20 protein-coding genes are annotated in these 22,561 nt (G+C 66.7%); 12 read left to right on the top strand and 8 right to left on the bottom strand.

Translation table 11 applies throughout. The features are described 5' to 3' along the window. From ACYP5B_RS31495 to ACYP5B_RS31485, 3 genes are all read left to right on the top strand, one after another. A partial coding sequence (locus tag ACYP5B_RS31495) for an ABC transporter ATP-binding protein (RefSeq protein ID WP_459572276.1) occupies positions 1–560 on the top strand: 560 nt, incomplete at its 5' end. Further along, positions 557–1,549 (top strand): ABC transporter ATP-binding protein, encoded by a 993-nt coding sequence (locus ACYP5B_RS31490; RefSeq protein WP_459572275.1) that lies wholly within the window; start codon positions 557–559, stop codon positions 1,547–1,549. The genes ACYP5B_RS31495 and ACYP5B_RS31490, both read left to right, overlap by 4 nt. Before the next feature lie 31 nt (positions 1,550–1,580). Next, positions 1,581–3,041 (top strand): N-acyl-D-amino-acid deacylase family protein, encoded by a 1,461-nt coding sequence (locus tag ACYP5B_RS31485; RefSeq protein WP_318235857.1) that lies wholly within the window; start codon positions 1,581–1,583, stop codon positions 3,039–3,041. Positions 3,042–3,058: 17 nt separating this feature from the next. Here ACYP5B_RS31485 and ACYP5B_RS31480 read toward each other — a convergent pair whose 3' ends face one another. After that, entirely contained in the window at positions 3,059–3,478 is a 420-nt protein-coding gene (locus ACYP5B_RS31480; RefSeq protein ID WP_459572274.1) for a RidA family protein, read from the bottom strand. A 264-nt stretch (positions 3,479–3,742) separates the two neighbouring features. Between ACYP5B_RS31480 and ACYP5B_RS31475 the strand changes: the two genes are divergently transcribed. Both ACYP5B_RS31475 and ACYP5B_RS31470 read left to right on the top strand, forming a co-directional pair. After that, positions 3,743–4,036 (top strand): putative quinol monooxygenase, encoded by a 294-nt coding sequence (locus ACYP5B_RS31475; RefSeq protein WP_318235855.1) that lies wholly within the window; start codon positions 3,743–3,745, stop codon positions 4,034–4,036. 166 nt (positions 4,037–4,202) lie between these two features. Then, positions 4,203–5,213 (top strand): cysteine synthase A, encoded by a 1,011-nt coding sequence (locus ACYP5B_RS31470; protein WP_267603170.1) that lies wholly within the window; start codon positions 4,203–4,205, stop codon positions 5,211–5,213. Positions 5,214–5,219: 6 nt separating this feature from the next. Here the strand turns inward: ACYP5B_RS31470 and prpR are convergent, their stop codons facing one another. Continuing rightward, a complete protein-coding gene (gene prpR / locus ACYP5B_RS31465; RefSeq protein ID WP_459572273.1) occupies positions 5,220–7,235 on the bottom strand; it encodes a propionate catabolism operon regulatory protein PrpR in 2,016 nt (671 codons plus the stop codon). Positions 7,236–7,521: 286 nt separating this feature from the next. On the opposite strand from prpR, the gene prpB reads away from it, so the two are divergent. The 4 genes from prpB (at position 7,522) to prpF (ending at position 13,632) form a co-directional block, all read left to right on the top strand. Then, the gene (gene prpB / locus ACYP5B_RS31460; RefSeq protein WP_267603172.1) at positions 7,522–8,430 is read left to right on the top strand and encodes a methylisocitrate lyase; all 909 of its coding nucleotides are present in this window, start codon (positions 7,522–7,524) and stop codon (positions 8,428–8,430) included. 58 nt (positions 8,431–8,488) lie between these two features. After that, entirely contained in the window at positions 8,489–9,646 is a 1,158-nt protein-coding gene (prpC, locus tag ACYP5B_RS31455) for a bifunctional 2-methylcitrate synthase/citrate synthase (RefSeq protein WP_400093050.1), read from the top strand. Positions 9,647–9,763: 117 nt separating this feature from the next. Continuing rightward, the gene (gene acnD, locus ACYP5B_RS31450) at positions 9,764–12,361 is read left to right on the top strand and encodes a Fe/S-dependent 2-methylisocitrate dehydratase AcnD (protein WP_459572272.1); all 2,598 of its coding nucleotides are present in this window, start codon (positions 9,764–9,766) and stop codon (positions 12,359–12,361) included. 80 nt (positions 12,362–12,441) lie between these two features. Beyond that, positions 12,442–13,632, top strand: coding sequence for a 2-methylaconitate cis-trans isomerase PrpF (gene prpF / locus ACYP5B_RS31445; protein WP_459572271.1), 1,191 nt, complete (start codon positions 12,442–12,444; stop codon positions 13,630–13,632). Positions 13,633–13,955: 323 nt separating this feature from the next. On the opposite strand, the gene ACYP5B_RS31440 is transcribed toward prpF, so the two are convergent. Both ACYP5B_RS31440 and ACYP5B_RS31435 read right to left on the bottom strand, forming a co-directional pair. Next, a complete protein-coding gene (locus ACYP5B_RS31440; protein WP_400093053.1) occupies positions 13,956–14,459 on the bottom strand; it encodes a PaaI family thioesterase in 504 nt (167 codons plus the stop codon). Between the two features lie 36 nt (positions 14,460–14,495). After that, positions 14,496–14,945 (bottom strand): PaaI family thioesterase, encoded by a 450-nt coding sequence (locus tag ACYP5B_RS31435; RefSeq protein WP_459572270.1) that lies wholly within the window; start codon positions 14,943–14,945, stop codon positions 14,496–14,498. A gap of 120 nt (positions 14,946–15,065) precedes the next feature. On the opposite strand from ACYP5B_RS31435, the gene ACYP5B_RS31430 reads away from it, so the two are divergent. Continuing rightward, the gene (locus tag ACYP5B_RS31430) at positions 15,066–15,668 is read left to right on the top strand and encodes a TetR/AcrR family transcriptional regulator (protein ID WP_267603179.1); all 603 of its coding nucleotides are present in this window, start codon (positions 15,066–15,068) and stop codon (positions 15,666–15,668) included. A 164-nt stretch (positions 15,669–15,832) separates the two neighbouring features. Here the strand turns inward: ACYP5B_RS31430 and ACYP5B_RS31425 are convergent, their stop codons facing one another. Further along, the gene (locus tag ACYP5B_RS31425) at positions 15,833–16,306 is read right to left on the bottom strand and encodes a PaaI family thioesterase (RefSeq protein ID WP_459572269.1); all 474 of its coding nucleotides are present in this window, start codon (positions 16,304–16,306) and stop codon (positions 15,833–15,835) included. Positions 16,307–16,461: 155 nt separating this feature from the next. On the opposite strand from ACYP5B_RS31425, the gene ACYP5B_RS31420 reads away from it, so the two are divergent. Continuing rightward, on the top strand, positions 16,462–16,740 hold the full coding sequence (locus ACYP5B_RS31420; protein WP_400093057.1) for a DUF1289 domain-containing protein: 279 nt from the start codon (positions 16,462–16,464) through the stop codon (positions 16,738–16,740). Positions 16,741–16,771: 31 nt separating this feature from the next. Here ACYP5B_RS31420 and ACYP5B_RS31415 read toward each other — a convergent pair whose 3' ends face one another. The 3 genes from ACYP5B_RS31415 to ACYP5B_RS31405 all read right to left on the bottom strand — a co-directional run bounded on the left by ACYP5B_RS31415 (position 16,772) and on the right by ACYP5B_RS31405 (position 21,670). Then, positions 16,772–17,479: an MOSC domain-containing protein gene (locus ACYP5B_RS31415; RefSeq protein WP_459572268.1), complete on the bottom strand. Its 708-nt coding sequence runs from the start codon at positions 17,477–17,479 to the stop codon at positions 16,772–16,774. Further along, the gene (locus ACYP5B_RS31410) at positions 17,476–19,938 is read right to left on the bottom strand and encodes a penicillin acylase family protein (RefSeq protein WP_459572267.1); all 2,463 of its coding nucleotides are present in this window, start codon (positions 19,936–19,938) and stop codon (positions 17,476–17,478) included. Before ACYP5B_RS31410 ends, ACYP5B_RS31415 begins: the two co-directional genes overlap by 4 nt. A gap of 298 nt (positions 19,939–20,236) precedes the next feature. After that, a complete protein-coding gene (locus tag ACYP5B_RS31405) occupies positions 20,237–21,670 on the bottom strand; it encodes an aldehyde dehydrogenase family protein (RefSeq protein ID WP_400093062.1) in 1,434 nt (477 codons plus the stop codon). Positions 21,671–21,874: 204 nt separating this feature from the next. Between ACYP5B_RS31405 and ACYP5B_RS31400 the strand changes: the two genes are divergently transcribed. Continuing rightward, positions 21,875–22,489, top strand: a complete 615-nt coding sequence (locus ACYP5B_RS31400) for a hypothetical protein (RefSeq protein ID WP_459572266.1) — start codon at positions 21,875–21,877, stop codon at positions 22,487–22,489. Positions 22,490–22,561: the final 72 nt, after the last annotated feature.

Raw genomic sequence — 22,561 nt, 5'->3', positions numbered from 1 at the left:
AATACCCGCACCAACTCTCCGGCGGCATGCGCCAGCGCGTGATGATCGCGCTGGCGCTGGCCTGCAACCCCGAGGTGCTGATCGCCGACGAGCCCACCACCGCGCTCGACGTGACCATCCAGGCCCAGATCCTGGACCTGATCCGCCGCCTGCAGAAAGAGCTAGGCATGGGCGTGGTGATGATCACGCACGACCTCGGCGTGGTGGCGGAATGCTGCGACCGCGTGATCGTGATGTACGCCGGGCGCAAGGTCGAGGAAGCCGGCGTCATCGACCTGTTCGACCGCCCGCTGCACCCCTACACCCGCGCGCTGATGGCCTCCATGCCCTCGATGAACACCAGCAGCCAGCGCCTGGCAGAAATCCCCGGCCTGGTGCCATCGCCGCAGGAGGCGCGCCGCGGCTGCGCGTTCGCGGCGCGCTGCCCGCATGCCGACACGCGCTGCGCGCGCGAGATTCCGCAACTCACGCGCCACGGCGGCGACCATGCGGTGGCCTGCTTCGCGGTCGAGGACGGCCGCATCGAATGCAACCCGCAAGCCCAGGAAGCCATCGCATGAGCACCACCACCGCAACGCCATCGCCTCTCCTCAAGGTCGACCGGCTCAAGAAGCACTACATCGCGCCGCAGCGCTGGCTGGCGCCGCGCAAGCGGCCTATCCAGGCGGTGGACGGCGTCTCCTTCACCGTCGAGCGCGGCGAGACGCTCTCGCTGGTCGGCGAATCCGGCTGCGGCAAGACCACCACCGCCAAGTCGGTGCTGCGCCTGGTCGAGCCCACGTCCGGCTCGGTGCAGCTCGACGGCGAGGAACTGCTGGGCCTGACCGCGAGCGCCATGCGGCTGCGCCGGCGCGATCTGCAGATCATCTTCCAGGACCCCTACGCTTCGCTAAGCCCGCGCCTGACGGCCGGCGAGATCGTCAGCGAGCCGCTGCGCAATTTCGGCATGCATTCGCGTGCCGAGCGCGCTGAACGCGTGCAGTGGCTGTTCAGCAAGGTCGGCTTGCGGCCCGAGGCGGTCAGGAAGTTCCCGCACGAATTCTCGGGCGGCCAGCGGCAGCGGCTGGGCATCGCGCGCGCGCTCGCGCTCAACCCCAAGCTGATCGTCTGCGACGAACCGGTGTCGGCGCTCGACGTCTCGGTACAGGCGCAGGTGGTCAACCTGCTGATGGACCTGCAAGCCGAGTTCGGCATCGCCTACCTGTTCGTCGCGCACGACCTGGCGGTGGTGCGCCACATCAGCCACCGGGTCGCCGTGATGTACCTGGGCCAGATCGTCGAGCTGGCCGAGCGCGACACCTTGTTCAGCGCGCCGCGCCACCCGTACACGGAGATCCTGCTGTCCGCCGTGCCCGTGCCCAACCCGCGCACGCCGGCCCGGCGCCTGTTGCTGCAGGGCGATCCGCCCAGTCCGGCCAACCCGCCGCCTGGCTGCCGCTTTCACACGCGCTGCCCGCTGGCGCAGGCCGTGTGCAAGGAACAGGCGCCCGCGCTCACCGAACGGCCTTCCACCACCGGCAGCCATCAGGTGGCCTGCCATTTCCGCTGACCGACTCGTTCCATCCCAAGAAAGGAATCCGATGTCCGACCCTACTTCCACGCACTACGACCTGCTCATCGTTGGCGGTACCGTGATCGACGGCAGCAAGGCACCCCGCTTTGGCGCCGATATCGGCGTGCGCGGCGGCCGCATCGCGGCGATCGGCAACCTGGCAGGCCACACGGCCGACCGCACGCTCGACGCCGGGGACCGCATCGTCGCCCCGGGTTTCATCGATGCGCACACGCATGACGACCAAGCCGTGTTGTCGCAAGCCGCCATGCCCTTCAAGATCTCCCAGGGCGTGACCACCGTGATCGCCGGCAACTGCGGCGTCAGCGCCGCGCCCCTGCGCGCCGACATGGACCTGCCCATGCCGCTGAGCCTGATCGATTCGCCGGCCGAGGGCCGCTTCACCACCTTCGCGGCCTACCTCGATGCGCTGCGCGCCACGCCAAGCTCGGTCAACGTGGCAGCGATGGTCGGCCATTCGACGCTGCGCGCGGTTACCATGGCGGCGCTCGACCGGCCAGCGAACGCCGACGAGATCGCTGCCATGCAGGCGCTGGTCGAAGAAGCCATGCAGGCCGGCGCCATCGGCCTGTCGACGGGCACCTTCTACCCGCCCGCCGCCAAGGCTACGACCGAGGAAATCATCGAGGTCTGCCGGCCGCTCAGCGCGCGCAAGGCGCTCTACGTCACGCATATGCGCGACGAGTCCGACCACGTCATGCAATCGCTCGAAGAGACCTTCCGCATCGGCCGCGAGCTCGACGTGCCGGTGGTGGTGTCGCACCACAAGCTGCAGAACACGGCGAACTTCGGCAGGAGCCAGGTCACGCTGCCCTTCATCCGCGAGACCATGAAGCACCAGTGCGTCTCGCTCGACTGCTACCCGTACACGGCGGGTTCCACCATGATCCGCACGGACCGCGGCATGCTCGAAGGCCGGGTGCTGATCGCCACCAGCCAGCCGCACCCCGAATGCGCGGGCCGCGATCTGGACGACATCGCCAGGGAATGGGGCGTGGCCAAGGACGAAGCCGCGCGCCGCCTGCAGCCGGGCAGCGCGGTCTACTTCCTGATGGACGAGAACGACGTGCAGCGCATCCTCGCTTTCGACGAAACCATGATCGGCTCCGATGGCATTCCCGTCGGCGAAAGCCCGCATCCGCGCCTGTGGGGCACCTTCCCCCGCGTACTGGGCCACTACTGTCGCGAGATCGGCCTGTTCCCGCTCGAGACGGCGGTCTGGAAGATGACCGGCCTGACGGCGCGCAACTTCGGCCTGCATCAACGCGGCACGCTCGAAGTGGGCCACCATGCCGACATCGTCATCTTCGATGCCGCAAACGTGCGCGATGCCGCCAGCTACGAAACCCCCACCCGCCCGGCCGAAGGCATCGACACCGTGATCGTCAACGGCGCGGTGACGTGGCAGCACGGCGCACACAGCGGGGCGCGCAACGGGCAGGTCATCACCCGGCAAGCCACGCCATAAGGCGCAAAGCGCGTTGCTTACGCTTGCTTGCGGACCGCCGCCACCGCCTTGATCTCGATCACGAGTTCCGGGCGGGCGAGCGCGGCCACGCCCAGGATCGTCCACGCGGGAAAGTCCGATTTGATGAACCGTTCCTTCACGGCGCGGAAATCGGCAAGCTGTTCGCCCACATTCACGTGGTACGACACCAGCTCCACCAGGTCGGTAAAGTCGAGCCCGAGATGCCCGAGAATGGCTTCCAGGCGCCCGAATGCCAGTTCGATCTGCTCCTTGGGCGTTTCCCCAATGGAGCCATCGGCGCGCATGCCGATCTGACCGGCGATGAACGCCAGCCCGTTCGCGGTGACCGCCGGGGCGTACTGGAAGAGGTCGAATACCCTGTTGCTGCCGAAAGCAGGATCATTATCGGGAAGACGAAGACGCTCGATATGACTCATTGCCCATCCTTGACAACAGTTGTTGTAGTTTAGCTACGCACATGCCGATTGGCGCGCCTGGCTGCTGCGGACCCATTATGCCCACGGCACGCAGCAGCGTTGATGCGTCGGCGCTGCCGCGTAGCCGACACCACTTGTTGCCCTGCCATCACCCAGGGGCCGACTTGTCAACCCGCCCGAATATCCAGCCAACGCCCTCGGGCATTCGTCCCAAGGCGCGGCCGCACAGCTACAATGGCCCGCCACTCGCTTGCCGTTCACACCATGTCCACAACGTACACGCTTGTCGGAATCGCGCGCGCCAAAGCTCACCGCCGTGAGGTCCTGGTCGCCAAGCTGGCCGCGCTGCGCCTGCGCGGCGCCATGGAACCCGGCTGCCTGCGCTACCACGTGGGGGAAGACGCCGAGGATGCCGAGGTGTTCGTGCTCTACATGGAATGGAATTCCAGGCACGCGCTTGAATCGCACCTCAACAGCGAGTATGTGCGTGACTTTCACGCCACCCGGCAGGATTTCCTGGAAGGGGATATCAATTTCCGGTGGTTGAACGCTGCCTGACGGTCGCCCCCGGCCGTGGTCAAAAAGTAAGTCAAAATACGCTTTTACAGCGAAAGCCGAGCCTTTCCCGACTCTGGGCTCCCACCCGCTTGTCATTCCCCCAACACCGATCTATCACTTTGAGTGACGCTCCAGCGGATACGGGGCGCAACACCCGGAGTGCATCATGGACGTCAAGGATGGTTTCGTCGGCACCATCGGCCATACGCCGCTGGTCCGGCTGGCAGGCCTGAGTGAGGAGACCGGTTGCGAAATCCTCGGCAAGGCCGAGTTCCTGAATCCGGGCGGCTCGGTCAAGGACCGGGCGGCGCTCTACATCATCCGCGATGCCGAACGGCGCGGCGTGCTCAAGCCTGGCGGGACCGTAGTGGAAGGCACCGCCGGCAATACCGGCATCGGCCTGGCGCATATCTGCGCCGCGCGCGGCTACCGCTGCATCGTGGTCATCCCCGACACCCAGTCACCGGAGAAAATGGAACGCCTGCGCCTGCTCGGTGCCGAGGTGCGCCCGGTACCGGCCGCACCCTACGCCGACCCCAACAACTACCAGAAAGTGGCCGGGCGCCTGGCCGAGGAGACGGAAAACGCCATCTGGGCCAACCAGTTCGATAATCTCGCCAACCGCCAGGCCCATTACGAAACCACCGGCCCGGAGATCTGGCATGACACCGCCGGCAAGGTCGACGCCTTCGTCTGCGCCACCGGCACGGGCGGCACGCTGGCGGGCGTCGCGCGCTTCCTGAAAGAGAAAGAGCGCAACCCGCCTGTGCGCATCGTGCTGGCTGACCCGCATGGCAGCGGGCTGTATCACTTCGTCAAGCACCGCGCGATCAAGGTAGAGGGCAACTCCATCACCGAGGGCATCGGCTCGAGCCGCGTCACGGCCAACCTGGCGGACACGCCGATCGACGATGCGGTGCAGATCGACGACCAGGCCTGCGTCGACATGGTTTACCGGCTGCTGCGCGAGGAAGGCTTATGGGTGGGCGGCTCGTCCGGCATCAACGTGGCGGCGGCGGCATGGCTCGCACGCGAGATGGGGCCGGGCCACACGATCGTCACCCTGCTGAGCGACCGCGGCGACCTGTATGCCGGGCGCCTGTTCAATTCGGCCTGGCTGGCAGCTAAGGGCCTGACGCCGCATGTGCCGGTACCTGGTGGGGTGGCACGGCAATGAGACTGGCTACGTAGCCTCTTTCAAGCGCCGCCACAAGGTGGTGGCGCTGATGCCCAACTGGTGACAGGCGGCGGCGCGGTTGCCGCCGCATTCCGCCAGCACGCGGCGGATATGCTCAGCCTGGCTGGCGCGTGCCACGCCCGCGAGCGAGCCGGCGTCTGTCGCGTCGCCGTCGCCACTCCCCGCCGCTTTGCGCACGCCGCCAGCCGATGGCGAAGGATCGCCCTGCGCCTGCGTGCCAAACAACTCTGGCGCTGCCGCATGCAATTCCTCGAGCAGGTCCGCCGGCGCCAGCTTGCGCCCTGCCACCAGCACCGCGATGCGCTCCGTCACATTTTCCAGTTCGCGGATATTGCCCGGCCACGCATAGCCCGACAGCCTTGCCCGCACCGCCTGCGGCAGCGGCTGCGGCGCTGGCGTGCCCAGACGCTCCTGGGCACGCCGGTACAGCAGTTCGGCCAGTTCCGGCAGGTCGCCGGCGCGCTCCCGCAGCGGCGGCATCTCGATGCGCAGGATATTGAGGCGGTAATAGAGATCCTGGCGGAAGCTGCCCTGCCGCACGAGTTCACCGAGGTTGCGGTGCGTTGCGGCAATGACGCGGACGTTGACGGGGACGGCGTCCAGCCCACCAATCGGCAACACCTGCTTTTCCTGCAGCACGCGCAGCAAGCGCGTCTGCAACGCGGGCGGCATGTCGCCCACCTCATCAAGGAATAGCGTGCCGTTGTGGGCGGACTCGAACAGGCCGGCCTTGCCGCCGCGGCGCGCACCGGTAAAGGCGCCCTCTTCGTAGCCGAACAGCTCGCTTTCCAGCAGGGTCTCCGGGAACGCCGCGCAATTGACCGCCACGAACGGAAATACGCGGCGCGGGCTGGCGTCGTGCATGCCCTGGGCCAGCACCTCCTTGCCGGTGCCGCTTTCGCCGCCCACCAGCACGGTGGAATCCACCGCCGCGTAGCGCCGCGCCAGTTCGCGCAGGTGATGCATCGCCGGTGAGGCGCCGGCGAGGTCGTCCAGGCTGTAGCGCACGCCGGCCGGCCGCGCGCGGCTGCGCGAGCGCAGGTTGCGGTCGACCCGATGGATGGCATTGGCATCCTGCAGCGTCAGCACCGCGCCGGTGGCGCCGCTCTCGGTGACGATGGGGATGCGGTTGACCACCACCATCTTGTCGCCAAGCTTGTGAATGGCTTCGAGTTCCTTGCTGCCGCTCTGCATCACGCCATCGAGCGACAGCGCAGGGGCCAGCGCTTGCAGCTTGCGGCCCAGCGCGGCGGCCGGCGCCGTGCCAAGAAACCGCTCCATGGCGGGGTTGTAGGTCTGGATGCGCCCTTCCGCGTCGACCGCGGCCACGCCTTCGTTCAGGTGCGCCAGGATGGTGTTGACGTAGTCGCGCCGGCCGGATTCGATGCGGCGCAGCCGCGCGGCTTCAATCACGTCCTCCAGCGCGCCACGCACGGAATTGCCGGAGTACAGGAACACGCCGATCAAGCCGATCTTGTCGGCCAGGTCGGTCACCAGGCCGGGCCCGACCACCACCTGCACGCCCTCCTGCTTGAGCGCCTTGACGCGGGCCGCGGCGTCATCCTCGGTCAGGTAGGTGTAGGCCGGGATGGACAGCGAAAACGTCCGCACGAATTCGTCCACCTCGGGATAGGTGGCAGCATGGGTCACCAGCGCCACCCGGGGCGAGATGCGCCGCGCCGTTGCCAGCGCGCTCATCACATCGAACCCCGTCACCTTGACCAGCACCACGGGCACATCCACGTGCTGGCGCAGGTAGGCGCCGTTTGAGCCGCCCGCCACCACGGCATCGAGCCTGCCCTCGCGCGCTTCGCGGGCGACGGCGCTCGCAGCGGCCGCGTAGCCTTTGCCCACGATGCGGAACTCGGCCTGCGCGGCGTAGGCCGGGATCAGGTCGGCAAAGGCGCGAGACAGGCGGCTGATGCCAATGGCCCAGATCCGCGGGCGGGCCGGCGTGGCGGTGGCGGAAGGGGTGATGGGCAGGAGGATGCCGGATTGCATGGAGACGGAAAACGCTGCAGATACGCCGAATGGCGCTAATCTGGAGATTGTGCGCCAATGCGGATTGCATTTCAATATTGAAATACAATGCTTTCATATTTGAAATTCATCACATACCCGGGATGCAACGCAGCGCCAGGCACGAAGCCGCAGAAACCGCCGCCAGCCCAAGCCTGGCAAGGGTACCTGCCCGACGCGCCCCATCCTCCGCGCGGCCCGATGCACGGCCAAAACAGGCTGGCACACCCCTTGCGCTTATCAGCCGTCCACTCCTAAAGCGATGATCATGACCTTCTCCACTTCCGACCTCGCCCGCTCCGCCGGCGCCCGCTTTCGCCAGGCCCTGGCCGACGAGCATCCCCTGCAGGTCGTCGGCACGATCAATGCCAACCATGCCCTGCTGGCCAAGCGCGCGGGCTACCGCGCGATCTACCTGTCGGGTGGCGGCGTGGCCGCGGGCTCACTCGGCCTGCCTGACCTGGGCATCTCCAACCTGGACGACGTGCTGACCGACATCCGCCGCATCACCGACGTGTGCGACGTGCCGCTGCTGGTCGACGTCGACACCGGCTTCGGCGCCTCGGCCTTCAACGTGGCGCGCACCACCAAGTCGCTGATCAAGTTCGGCGCCGGTGCGATGCACATCGAAGACCAAGTCGGCGCCAAGCGCTGCGGCCATCGCCCGGGCAAGGAAATCGTCTCGCAAGGCGAAATGGTCGACCGTATCAAGGCAGCGGTCGATGCCCGCACCGACGAGAACTTCGTCATCATGGCCCGCACCGACGCGCTGGCCGTAGAAGGCCTGGACAAGGCCATCGAGCGCGCCGTGGCCTGCGTGGAAGCCGGCGCCGACGCCATCTTCCCGGAAGCCATGACCGACCTGGCCATGTACCGCAAGTTCGTCGACGCCGTGAAGGTGCCGGTGCTGGCGAACATCACCGAATTTGGCGCTACGCCGCTGTTCACCACCGAGGAACTGGGTGGTGCCGGCGTGTCGATGGTCCTCTACCCGCTGTCCGCCTTCCGCGCCATGAACAAGGCTGCCGAAAACGTGTACGCTGCCATCCGCCGCGACGGCACGCAGCAGAACGTGGTCGACACCATGCAGACGCGCGCCGAACTGTACGAGAGCATCGGCTATCACGCGTACGAACAAAAACTGGATGCCCTGTTCGCCCAGGGCAAGGCCAAGTAAGCACACCAGCAGCACACGAACAGCACACGAGCACAGCAACCCCAAGGAGACTCCCCCCATGTCCGAAGCGCAACCGCTAGCCGCCCCGAAGCCGAAGAAGTCCGTCGCCCTGTCTGGCGTTACCGCCGGCAATACCGCGCTGTGCACGGTCGGCCGCACCGGTAACGACCTGCACTACCGCGGCTACGACATCCTCGACATCGCCGAGACCTGCGAATTCGAGGAGATTGCCCACCTGCTGGTGCACGGCAAGCTCCCCACCCGCGCCGAACTGGCCGCCTACAAGGCCAAGCTCAAGGCCCTGCGCGGCCTGCCCGCCAACGTCAAGGCCGCCCTCGAATGGGTGCCCGCCAGCGCCCACCCGATGGACGTGATGCGCACCGGCGTGTCCGTGCTCGGCACCGTGCTGCCGGAAAAGGACGACCACAACACCCCCGGCGCGCGCGACATCGCCGACCGCCTGATGGCCAGCCTGGGCTCGATGCTGCTGTACTGGTACCACTACAGCCACAATGGCCGCCGGATCGAGGTGGAGACCGACGACGACACCATCGGCGCGCACTTCCTGCACCTGCTGCACGGCCAGAAGCCCTCGGCGCTGTGGGAACGCGCCATGCAGACCTCGCTCAACCTGTACGCCGAGCACGAGTTCAACGCCTCCACCTTCGCCGGGCGCGTGATCGCCGGCACGGGCTCGGACATGTACTCGTCGATCTGCGGCGCCATCGGCGCGCTGCGCGGCCCCAAGCACGGCGGCGCCAACGAAGTGGCGTTCGAGATCCAGAAGCGCTACGACAGCCCGGACGAGGCGCACATCGACATCTCGCGCCGCGTGGAAAACAAGGAAGTGGTGATCGGTTTCGGCCACCCGGTGTACACGGTTTCCGACCCGCGCAACCAGGTGATCAAGGAAGTGGCGCGCCGCCTGTCCAAGGATGCCGGCTCGATGAAGATGTTCGACATTGCCGATCGCATTGAAGCCACCATGCAGGATGGCAAGAAGATGTTCGCCAACCTCGACTGGTTCAGCGCGGTGAGCTATCACATGATGGGCGTGCCGACCGCCATGTTCACCCCGCTGTTCGTGATCTCGCGCACCTCGGGCTGGGCAGCGCACATCATCGAGCAACGCATCGACAACAAGATCATCCGCCCCAGCGCCAACTACACGGGTCCGGAGAACCTGAAGTTCGTGCCGATCAAGGATCGCAAGTAATCTAGCCATCTAGCCGGATGCCGGTTTGCTCCCCTGCATCGCCCGTGGGAGAGGGGGTAGCTGGTCGCAAGGTGCGGCCACTGCCCCCTGATCGTTACTTTATTTCTTCCCTACAAAATGAACACTGCAAACCGCAAACCGCTGCCCGGTACCCAGCTGGATTTCTTCGACACGCGCGCCGCGGTCGAGGCGATCCAGCCGGGCGCCTATGACAAGCTGCCCTACACGTCGCGCGTGCTGGCCGAGAACCTCGTGCGCCGCTGCGACCCCGCCACGCTGACCGCTTCGCTCAAACAGATCGTCGAGCGCAAGCAGGAGCTGGATTTCCCCTGGTTCCCGGCCCGCGTGGTTTGCCATGACATCCTGGGCCAGACCGCGCTGGTCGACCTCGCCGGGCTGCGCGATGCCATCGCCGCCCAGGGCGGAGACCCGGTCCTGGTCAACCCGGTCGTGCCGACGCAACTGGTGGTGGACCACTCGCTGGCCGTCGAGTGCGGTGGTTTCGATCCCGACGCATTCGAGAAGAACCGCGCCATCGAAGACCGTCGCAACGAAGACCGCTTCGACTTCATCAACTGGACCAAGAAGGCGTTCAAGAACGTCGACGTGATTCCGCCTGGCAACGGCATCCTGCACCAGATCAACCTCGAGCGCATGAGCCCGGTGGTGCAGGTCAAAGACGGCGTGGCCTTCCCTGACACGCTGGTCGGCACCGACTCCCACACCCCGATGGTGGACGCGCTGGGCGTGATCGCCATCGGCGTGGGCGGCCTGGAGGCCGAAAGCGTGATGCTGGGCCGCGCCTCGTGGATGCGCCTGCCGGACATCATCGGCGTGGAACTCACCGGCAAGCCGCAGCCCGGCATCACCGCGACGGACACCGTGCTGGCCCTGACCGAATTCCTGCGCAAGGAAAAGGTCGTGTCGTCCTACCTCGAATTCTTCGGCGAAGGCACCACCCACCTGACGCTGGGCGACCGCGCCACCATCTCCAACATGGCGCCGGAGTTCGGCTCCACCGCCGCGATGTTCTACATCGACGAGCAGACCATCAAGTACCTCAAGCTCACCGGCCGCGACGATGCACTGGTCAAGCTGGTGGAAACCTACGCCAAGGAAGCCGGCCTCTGGGCGGACAGCCTGAAGCACGCCGAGTACCCGCGCGTGCTCAGGTTCGACCTGTCCACGGTGGTGCGCAACATCGCCGGCCCGTCCAACCCGCACAAGCGCGTGCCGACCTCCGAGCTGGCCGCGCGCGGCATCAGCGGCAAGGTCGAGAACGAGCCCGGCCTGATGCCGGACGGCGCCGTGATCATCGCCGCCGTCACCAGCTGCACCAACACCAACAACCCGCGCAACATGGTGGCTGCCGGCCTGCTGGCGCGCAACGCCAACAAGCTCGGCCTCACCCGCAAGCCCTGGGTGAAGAGCTCGCTGGCGCCGGGTTCCAAGGCGGTCACGCTCTACCTGGAAGAAGCCAACCTGATGTCGGAGCTGGAGCAGCTGGGCTTTGGCGTGGTGGCCTATGCCTGCACCTCCTGCAACGGCATGTCCGGCGCGCTGGATCCGGTGATCCAGAAGGAAGTCGTGGAGCGCGACCTGTACGCCACCGCCGTGCTGTCCGGCAACCGTAACTTCGACGGCCGCATCCACCCGTATGCCAAGCAGGCCTTCCTGGCCTCGCCGCCGCTGGTGGTGGCCTACGCCATCGCCGGCACCATCCGCTTCGATATCGAGAAGGACGTGCTGGGCACCGACGCCGATGGCAAGCCGGTGACGCTGAAGGACATCTGGCCGTCCGATGAAGAGATCGACGCGGTGGTTGCCGCCAGCGTGAAGCCAGCGCAGTTCCGCAAGGTCTACGAGCCGATGTTCGCCGTGACCGCCGACACCGGCGAGCAGGCCAACCCGCTGTACGACTGGCGCGAGATGAGCACCTACATCCGCCGCCCGCCCTACTGGGAAGGCGCATTGGCGGGCGAACGCGCGCTCACGGGCATGCGCCCCCTGGCCGTGCTGGGCGACAACATCACCACCGACCACCTGTCGCCGTCCAACGCCATCATGCTCGACAGCGCAGCCGGCGAGTACCTGGCCAAGATGGGCCTGCCGGAGGAAGACTTCAACTCCTACGCAACCCACCGCGGCGACCACCTGACCGCGCAGCGCGCCACGTTTGCCAACCCCACCCTGAAGAACGAAATGGTGGTGGTGGACGGCAAGGTCAAGCCGGGCTCGCTCGCCCGTGTCGAGCCGGAGGGCAAGGTCACCCGCATGTGGGAAGCCATCGAGACCTATATGGCCCGCAAGCAGCCGCTGATCGTGATTGCCGGCGCCGACTACGGCCAGGGCTCCTCGCGCGACTGGGCCGCCAAGGGCGTGCGCCTGGCCGGCGTGGAAGCCATTGCCGCCGAAGGCTTCGAGCGCATCCACCGCACCAACCTGGTTGGCATGGGCGTGCTGCCGCTGGAGTTCAAGCCTGGCGTGAACCGCACCACGCTGGGCATCGACGGCACCGAGACCTACGACGTGATTGGCGAGCGCACGCCGCGCTGCGATCTCACCCTGCTGATCCATCGCAAGAACGGCGAGCGCGTGGAAGTGCCGGTGACCTGCCGCCTCGACACCGCCGAAGAAGTGTCGATCTACGAGGCTGGTGGCGTGCTGCAGCGTTTTGCGCAGGACTTCCTCGAGTCGTCGAAGGCCGCTGCCTAAGCGCGCGCAGGCGCATCGACCAGCAACGTGTTCGGGCGGTACGGCAACGTACCGCCCGGTTTCATCAGGACAAGAACCCCATGGCCCACGTACCCCAGATCAAGATCCCCGCCACCTACATCCGTGGCGGCACCAGCAAGGGCGTCTTCTTCCGCCTGCAGGATTTGCCCGAAGCCGCGCAGGTACCGGGCGCGGCCCGCGATGCGCTGCTGATGCGCGTGATCGGCAGCCCGGACCCTTACGGCAAGCAGATCGACGGCATGGGCGCCGCGACCTCGAGTACCAGCAAGACGGTCATCCTCGCCAAAAGCAGCAAGCCCGATCACGACGTCGATTACCTGTTCGGCCAGGTCTCCATCGACCAGCCCTTTGTCGACTGGAGCGGCAACTGCGGCAACCTCTCCGCCGCCGTCGGCCCCTTCGCCATCAGTGCCGGGCTGGTCGACCCCAGCCGCATCCCGCACAACGGCGTGGCCATCGTGCGCATCTGGCAGGCCAATATCGGCAAGACCATCATCGGGCACGTACCCATCACCAATGGCGCCGTGCAGGAAACCGGCGACTTCGAGCTCGATGGCGTGACCTTCCCCGCCGCCGAAGTGCAGCTTGAGTTCATGGACCCGGCGGCCGAGGAAGACGGCGCCGGCGGCGCCATGTTCCCCACCGGCAACCTGGTGGACGATCTCGAGGTGCCGGGCGTCGGCACGCTCAAGGCCACCATGATCAATGCCGGCATCCCGACCATCTTCCTCAACGCGGAAGCCATTGGATACAAGGGCACCGAGCTGCAGGACGCCATCAACGGCGACGCCAAGGCCCTGGCGATGTTCGAGACCATCCGCGCCCACGGCGCGGTGCGCATGGGCCTGATCAAACATATCGATGAGGCCGCCACGCGGCAACACACGCCGAAGGTTGCCTTTGTCGCCAAGCCGGCCGGCTACGTGGCCTCCAGTGGCAAGCAGGTTGCCGCCGGCGACGTCGACCTGCTCGTGCGCGCCTTGTCCATGGGCAAGCTGCATCACGCCATGATGGGCACGGCCGCGGTCGCCATCGGCACCGCAGCGGCAATTACTGGCACGCTGGTGAACCTGGCGGCCGGCGGCGGCGAGCGCAACGCCGTGCGTTTCGGCCATCCCTCGGGCACCTTGCGGGTGGGCGCCGAAGCCAGCCAGGTCGACGGCGAATGGACCGTGACCAAGGCCATCATGAGCCGCAGCGCCCGGGTGCTGATGGAAGGATGGGTGCGCGTGCCCGGCGACGCGTTCTGAGGCCGGCTGACGCCGCGGCCTGGATTTCACCCCGGTGCGGGGCCGGCCACGGCGCCCGCTACCGGGAGTATCCCGGAGCTACCACTATCGGCGCACCGGACAGGTCTCTCGCGGCCTGGCCGCGCCGTGTGAATGGCAGTCGGCTCGCGTAGCGAGCGGACTGCCATTTTCCATTCAAGCCTTACCTCTCGCCCTGCAGGCTCGCCTGGCCCGCCGAAGCCGCGTGCGGCCGGAGTTGCGGGATCGCGCGAGATGGCACTGGTTTGGTCGTAAGGTGCAAATGCTTGGCGGTTAATTGCGTTAGTGATTTCAAGCCAGGGATCTCAGTCGTGCGGCACAGGTGGCTTGGGGGTCTGTGCATCGACAGGCACGAGGATGACCTCGCCCGATGCCACCAGCCGGAGTTCGCCGCCGGACTGCTCGGCGAACACTTCCGCCCTCGCAAACACCTGCCGCTTGCCCGCCTTGGTCACGCTGGCCCGCGCCACGAATGCCTGCCCCACGGCCGGCGCCATGCAGTTCACCGAATAGTGGGAAGCCATCACCGGCCCCGCCACCGTGGTGGCCGCGAAACCGCAGGCGGTATCGACCAGGGCGCCGATCACGCCCGCATGGAGGAATCCCGCGTATTGCGTGGCTTGGTCATGCCAGGCCATGCGAAGCTCCGCCGCCCCGCCCTCCGCGCGGATCACCTCGAAGCCGAGCCACCGGTTGAATGCGGCGGTCTGGTTGACGCGCTTGACCGCGTCCAGCGAATAGGCGCTGTTGGTGGTCGCGTTGGTGGTCGCGTTCGTGGTCGCGTTGGTGCTGTTCGTATTTGCTGTCATTGCATTACCCTGCCTGGTTGAGATCCAAGGAAAAACTCACTGCATGGCCCGGAAGGTCGCATTGGCCCTGGCGCAAGCCACGCCGTCGGCGGTGACGAAAGCCTGGGCAAAGCACAGCGTCCCGCCGACCTTGGTGAATGACGTTTCGAACAGCAGCCACTGCCCGATCCGTGCCACGCCGAGGAAGTCGATCGACAGGTTCACGGTGACCAGGCTGCGCGGCTCGGCGAACTGCATGCCGCACGACAGCCCCATGGCGTTGTCCGCCAGGGCCGTGATCAGCCCGCCATGGGCAAAGCCGCGCGCATTGGTGTGGGCCTGGGCGAGCTTCACCGCCAGCACGATGGCCTGGTCCGAGCGTTTCGAGTACAACGGCTCCCAAGGGTCGGTCAGCGGACTATGGCGAAAATGCGGCGCAAAGCCGGGCGGAAGACCGGCGGGAAGATCGGCGGGAAGATCGGCATGCTCGGCCGTGGGGCTGGTCATCGTGGTGTCTCCTGGTCGGATCGGTGAGGCTGCGATTGCCCCACCACTATTTTTAATGTAGACCAGTCTATATAATTCTCGAGGGATAACAACCCCTCCAACGACCGAGGACTTCGTCACATGGCCGCTCAAGCCAAGCACCGGGACAAGATCATCCGCTCCGCCGCCGTGCTCTTTCGCCGGTATGGTTACGCCGCCAGCGGCACCAATGACATCGTCGCACTGAGTGGTGCGCCGAAAGGCTCGCTCTATCACTACTTCCCGCGAGGTAAGGAGCAGATCGCCGAGGAAGTCATCGCGTACGCCGGGGAACTGGTGCGTACGACGCTCGCGCAGCTATGCGCCGAGCATGAGTCGCCCGGGGCGATCGTGCGCGCTTATGGGGTGTTGATGGCCGGGTGGATGGCGCAGTCCGATTACCGCGACGGCTGCCCGATCTCGACCATCCTGCTGGAAATCGCTCCCGAAGCCGAGGGCGTCGCAGCGGCCGGCAACGCGGCGTTCGCCGCCTGGGAGGCTGTGCTTGCCGACGCCTTCGCCGCGCATGGAATTCCGCGGGCGCGCGCCACCGAACTCGCCGGCCTGGTGATCTGCGGCTGGCAAGGGGCGCTGACGCTCGCCAAGGTGGCCAAGAGCGGGCAACCGATCCGGCGGGCGGTGGATGAACTGGCGCGGCAGCTCGATGCCGAGCCGCTGAACATCGTCCAGGACCAGCTTGGCTGACTGAGTGCGCACGTTCATAGGTGGCCCTCGCCAAGGATGCGATCCAGAATTTCAACATTGCGAACGTGAGGGCCTCCAACGTGACCCTCAATGACAAGGTCGGGGCGTGCTTCCAGGCCATCGTCGCGCAAGGGCCGGTGGCGTCAGGATCCCGTCCCCCTCTCTCAGAACAAAGCACTGCTCATCAAGGCCTTGGCCACCAGTTCGACCTGGTCCGCCCCTTGCGCGTAGACCGAGACCTCGGTCACCACCTGGCGGCGCCCTCGCCTCACCACGTTGGCGACGGCGCGCAGGTTCGCCGCGCGGGCCGCTTCGAGATACTGGATGTTCAGCGAACTGGTGGCGCCCCCGCGCAGGTTATCGGTATCGGCGCCCGAAGCCGCCGCCGCGCCCGCGACGTCGATCAGGGTGGCGATCACGCCGCCGTGCACGATCTCGCCAACCGTCACGTTGGCCGCGCTGAAGGGCAGCAGCAACTCCACCTGGTCCACGGCCAGCACATCCAGCGCAATGCCCAAGGCACGCGCCACGGGCGAGCCCATCAGCACCTGCTCCACGGTGTGGCGGATGCGCGGATCGATAGGCGGCGAGGCGGCGGTGCTTGCAGCGCTGGACAAGGCGGGGATCAGGGACAGCATGGGGGGCTCCTCAGGGTGATCGGTAGTTCAGGCTCGCTCCAGCTTATGCGCACCGGCGGAGCGGCTCAATAACCTTGCAGGTAATCGGCTGGCAGCCAAGACCGGCCCATCCACCCGTTTATAATGGGCGCCCATCCGTCCCGCCACCCAGCCGCATGCCGTCAAACCCGCAAGACCCCAGCCAATCCGCCCAGCAATCCAGTGGGCAGCCGGAGTCACAGCCAGGCCAACCCCGCGGCGACGAAAGCCTGTTCGACCGCCCGGACAGCCCGTGCATCGGCATCTGCTCGACCTTGTTCGATGAGATTTGCCAGGGTTGCGGCCGCAGCGCGATGGAAGTCAGCAACTGGGTCTTCATGGACGATGCGGAAAAGCAGGTGGTGTGGGAGCGCATCACGCGCGAGGGCAAGGGCAAGCGCTTCCGCCAGGGCTGATTCTCCCTTCCCTCGGTGGTCGAGCGTGGGCTCAACCGCCTGCCAGCCGCCGCTCCATATCTTCGACCTCGTGCCGTTCCAGCCGCTGGCGCGCCAGGTTGCGCCAGTTCTCGGCCAATGCCGGCAGCGCCGCCATGGCAGCCAGGGCGACCCTATCCAGCCGATCCACATAGAGCACGTGCAGCAGCCGCTGCAGGCTCCAGCCGGGATTGGGCCGTTCTACCAGCAGGAGGCGGTCGCCCGGCGTCAGCTCCCCCTCTTCCAGCACCCGGTAATACCAGCCCGTGCGCAGGCTCTGCTGGACGGCGCGCGCCATGCCGGCGTGCCCGAAGCGATGGTTCAGCTTCCAGCAGGGCTGGCGAGCCTGCGATACCTCGACCAACGCCCCGCCGAGGCGAAAGCGATCGCCAATGCAGACGTCGGCCTCGGTCAGGCCGGCGGTGCTCACGTTCTCGCCAAACGCACCGGGCCGCGCCAGCACCTCGGCAGCCTGCGCGGATAGCGCCGACAGTTCCTGGCGCCAGGCGGGATAGTGATCGAACGCGTAGTGGTGGATAGCTTTTCCCGGGCCGCCATGGTGCTTGGGGTCTCCCTGCCCATCTCCGGCCAATCCCGGCACGGTGACGCGCACCGCCGCGTCAACCGCATGCTTGTCGATGCCGCTGGGTACGCCCTTGGGCCCAAACGGGCGCACAGTGCCGAGCAGCACGCAATCGATGGCAATGTCCACCTCGGTCATCGCCTGCCGGCCGGTTGCAGCACCAGCGTATCGAAGGCCTCATTGCCCGGCGCGCGGCGGCCCGGCGCCATGGTGATGTACTGCACCGCGGCCCACTTGTCGGTCCAGTCGCGGTAGTGGGTCGACATCACGTTGCCCGACTGCCCGGTCGAATCCATGAAGCGCGACTCGGCCAGGTCGGACAGGTCGTAGATGGCACGCAGGCTGGCCGCGTGCACGCTCTCGAACGGCGCCGCCTCGTCACGCAGATTGTGGCGTCCCACGTTGACCGTATAGGTGTCGCCGCCACTGGGTACCTTGACGTTGAACAAACCCGCCAGGTAAGGCTGCTTGCCGAACGGCTTGTGCTCGGACCGGGCTGCATGCGCCTTGCCCCAGCGCCAGCGCTCGGGCTTGCCGCCGTAGCGGCGGTCCAGGTCGGCAATGGCCAGGCGCCAGGCGCTGGCGATGGCGTCGTCGCAGCTCTCCTGGGTGGGCGTCTTGCTGTCGTCGCACCAGAACGCGCCCTGCCCCCGCGGATTTCGCAACACGTTGAGCATGGGCTGTTGCACGTTACGCTGCTCCCACAGGCGGTTGAACAGCGTATCTCCCACCTTGTCCTCGAACAACACGCGCGACAGCTCGCGCAGCCATGCGGTTGCCACCAGCGGCTCGGACAGCCCGGCCTGCATATCGCCGTCCCATTTGCGCAGCGACTCGATCAGCGCGCGCTCGCGCTGCGGCAGCGCCGGATTGCTGGCGAAGGGAGATGCCAGCAGCAGCGGCAAGGCGTCGCGCACGGCCAGCGAGAGCGTGTCTTTCTGGATCGCGCCAAAGCTGTCCATGGTGTGCCGCTCGGTGGCGTCGATCAGCGTGCGGATGCGCTGGTAGCGATACGCCACGGTCCATTCGCTGGTCAGGAAGTACGGGTAGTCGTCCTCGACGATCTTCTGGTTGGCGGTGGCGATCACGCCCTCGGGCGGATTGAAGCTGCGCGGCAACTGCTCGAACGGGATGAAGCCGGTCCAGTCGTAGCGCGCATCCCAGCCGGGGGCCGGCGCCAACCCCTTCAGGTCATTGTCGGCGCGGCGCAGCGGCACACGGCCGGGCGCGATAAAGCCGATGTTGCCATCGACGTCGGCGTAGACGATGTTCTGCTGCGGCGAATGGAAATCGCGCAGCGCTGCCAGGAAGCTGGCCCAGTCGGTGGCGCGGTTCAGCGCCAGCCCGGCCTGCACGGTCCGGTCGTCGGCACGCAGCGCGGTCCACTGGAAGGCCACCACGTACTGCGCCCCGAGCGGGGCCGCGGCGGTCGCCACCGGCTCGGCCGCATCGGAGATCACCGGGCCGTGGCGCGTCTCGCGCACGCTCAGCTTCACGTCGGGCGCCCCCTTGACGTGGATGGTCTCGGTGCGCGTGATGAAGTCTGCCCAGCCGTCCGGAGTCTGGTAGCGCTGCGTGCTGCCAGGCTGCAAGCGCTCGATATAGAGATCTTGCACGTCCGGCGCGGTATTGGTGAAACCCCACGCGATGCGCTGGTTGTGCCCGAGCACCACCGCCGGCATGCCGGGCAGCGTGGCGCCCGTGACATCCAGCCCGGGAGCCTGCAGCTGGGCGAAGTACCACAGCGCCGGCGCCTGCAGCCCGAGGTGCGGATCATTGGCCAGCAGCGGCTTGCCCGAACGGGTATGGGCGCCCGACACCACCCAGTTGTTCGAGCCCATGCCCTCCACGTAACCCGCCGGCGCCCGCTGCTCGACGCGCGCCATGGCCGTGGCCAGCGGCGCCAGGTGCCGGTAGAGATTGCCGTAGTCCATGGTGCGCAGCGGCCGATCGCCGGGATAAGGCGCCAACAGCTCATTGATGCGCGCCACCGGCAGCACCTGCGCCAGCCGCATGCGCAGCGTCTCCTGGGTCCAGTTGCCGCCCAGGTCCCACGCCATCATGGTCTGCCAGGCCAGCGTATCGGCCGGCTCCCAGTGCTCGGGCCGGGTGCGCAGGATCAGGAACTCCGGCGGCAACGGTCCCTTGTGGCCATCGATATAGGCATTCACGCCATCGGCATAGGCCTGCAGCACGGCCCGGGTCTCGGCAGAGGATTGGCTCAGGATGGCCTCGGCGTTGCGCCGCACGCCCAGGGTACGCAGGAAGCGGTCGGTATCCAACGCGCTCGGCCCCAGGATTTCCGCCAGGCGACCGGACACGATGCGCTTGCTCATCTGCAACTGCCACAGCCTATCCTGCGCGTGGAGGAAGCCGAGCGCAAAGTAGGCATCCTGCGCATTGGCCGCCTTGATATGCGGCACGGCATGGCGGTCCCGAACGATCGATACGCCATCACGCAGGCCGGTCAGCTTCAGCGTGCCCGCGGTCTGCGGCTGCGATGCCTGGCGATACCAGACATAAGCGCCAAACGCGCCGACCAGCAGCAGCACCGCCAGCGTCAATACCAGCCAGGTCAGCCGTTTCAACCAACGCATCGATCCCTCTCCCCGCGTGGCGTGGCGTGCCGCGCCCGCGTTCTTATTTATGTTTTTGGTCCCGTGTATCTTGCCCGTCCGCTAGCCCGCAGCCCGCTTGCAGGCCAATGGAACTCCGGCATTATCGCCGAATCATGAATCCGGCCAACGTGAAATCGGCCAACGATTCAGTCAACCAGCCGGCCAAGTAGCCGGCCAGCGAAGCGGCCCATGAAAAATGCCCGGAACAGCCGGGCATCGTTCCTCGCGCGAAGGCGGGGGCGCACGGGTCAGCGCCCGCCTTCGCGAGCCGCCGGCCTCAGGCAGCCGGCTTCTTCATTTGCAGCGACTTGTACTCGAGGAATTCCTCGAGCCCGTACTTGCCGGCCTCGCGCCCGTTGCCGGACTGCTTGTAGCCGCCAAACGGCGCCTGCATGTTGAACGGGCCGCCGTTGATGTCGACCTGGCCGGTGCGGATACGGCGCGCCACGCGGATGGCGCGCGCCTCGTCGACCGACCACACGCCGCCGCCCAGCCCGTAGATGCTGTCGTTGGCGATGCGCACGGCATCTTCCTCGGTGTCGTAGCAGATGATCGACAGCACCGGGCCGAAGATCTCTTCCTGCGCCACCGTGGCCTTGGGATCGACATTGCCCAGCACCGTCGGCTTGACGAAGAAGCCCTTGTCCAGGCCTTCCGGCGCCTCCGGGCCGCCGGCTACCAGTTCCGCGCCCTCGTTGATGCCGCGCTGGATATAGCCGGTCACGCGGTCCTTCTGCGCGGCCGAGATCAGCGGGCCGAGCCGGCTGGTTTCCAGCAACGGGTCGCCCACGGTATAGCCTTCGACCACCTTCTTGGCGATCGCCTTGACCTCGTCGTAGCGTGCGCGCGGCACCAGCATGCGGGTGTGCGCCGAGCAGGTCTGCCCGGAGTTGAGGAAGCAGGCGCCAACGGTACCCTTGACCGCGGCAGCCAGGTCCGCGTCATCCAGGATCACCGAGGCGGACTTGCCGCCCAGCTCCAGCGCGACGCGCTTGACGCTCTGCGCGCCCAGCTCGGACACGCGCTTGCCGGCGCGCGTGGAACCCGTGAACGACACCATGTCCACTTCCGGGTGGCTGGCCAGTACCTCGCCCACCACCGGGCCATAGCCGGTGACCAGGTTGAACACGCCCGGCGGCAGCCCGGCGGCTTCGATCACTTCAGCCAGCACGAAGGCATTGAGCGGCGCCACTTCCGACGGCTTGAGCACCACGGTGCAGCCCGCGGCCAGCGCCGGCGCCACTTTCAGCGTGATCTGGTTGAGCGGGTAGTTCCACGGCGTAATGGCCGCGACCACACCGACCGGCTCGCGAACCACCAGCGAATTGCCCACTTCTTCCTCGAACGCAAAGGTATCGAGCAGCTTGGCGGCCTGCGCCCAGTTGTAGACCGGGCCGCCCACCTGGATGGCGCGCGCCAGCTTGATCGGCATGCCGACTTCGCCGGCGATCAGCTGCGCCAGTTCTTCGCTGCGCTCCTTGAGGCCCTCCGCAATCTTGCGGATATAGCCCGCGCGCACGCTGGGCGGCGTGGCCGACCAGCTGTCGAAGGCGGCCCGCGCTGCCTGGATGGCATCCTCGGCGTCGCGCGCGTGGCCTTCGGGGATGCGGCCCATGACGGCTTCGGTCGTGGAGTGGATGACGTTGATCAGGCCGGTACCGTGCGGGGCAATCCACTTACCGTTGATAAAGAGTTTGTCTCGTTGTTGCATGGCCACAGTTTTCAGTTGGGTGAATAGGCGGGTGCAAATTTTGTTACTTTTATGGTGCACCACATTGTAGTGCGCTTTGGCGACTCGTTTTTTTGCAGCGCGCCAGCGTCCCAAACAACGTGGCGATAATCGGCCGGCGAGCCGCATGACGCCAAGTGCGGCCCACCGCACGGCGCTGCCTGGCCTATCACAATGGAGCGAGACATGACCGACCCGGTTTTTCATAAGACCGAGCAAGGCCATGACGAAATCCGCACGCGCGCACGCAAGCTGGACCATAAGTTGCGCGCCTTGCTGCTGATCGTCAATGGAGAGCGCCGCCGCAGCGAGTTGCTGGCCCAGACCGGCGGCATGGGCGTCGGGCCTGAGGCCATCGAAGCCCTGCTGGCTGCCGGGCTGATCCGCGCGGAGGATGCGCAGCAGCCAGCGCCAACGGTTACCAGCCCGCCAAACCCGCCCGCCAGCATGGCTGACCATGGCGATGCCAAGGCCGACAGCCTGTTCTCCATGTACGGCATGCGTGGTGCCAATGTGCAGTTACGGGACGACGCCTTGCTGGCGCAAGCCTCCCTGCAAGCCACCGGCGGTGCTTACCAGCAGCTTTATCACTTCTATACGGACGTCATCGGCCATCACCTGGGCCTGCGCGGCTACCTGCTCCAGGTCAAGGTGGAAAAGGCCGGCAGTCCGGCGGAACTGGCGGCATTGCGCGATCCGCTATACAGCGCCCTGCACAAGGCCAAAGGCGAGATCACTGCCGGCGCCATCATCGACCAGCTCGACAGGATGGTGCGCGACAACGGGCAAGCATCGGCCTGAGCGGATGCGGCCACAAAAACAAGAAGGGCCGCGCTTGGCGGCCCTTCAGCTTGCTGACAAAGGTCGATCTAC

Source organism: Cupriavidus sp. 8B (assembly GCF_054589115.1).
This window is presented reverse-complemented; position numbering and strand designations above follow the sequence as displayed.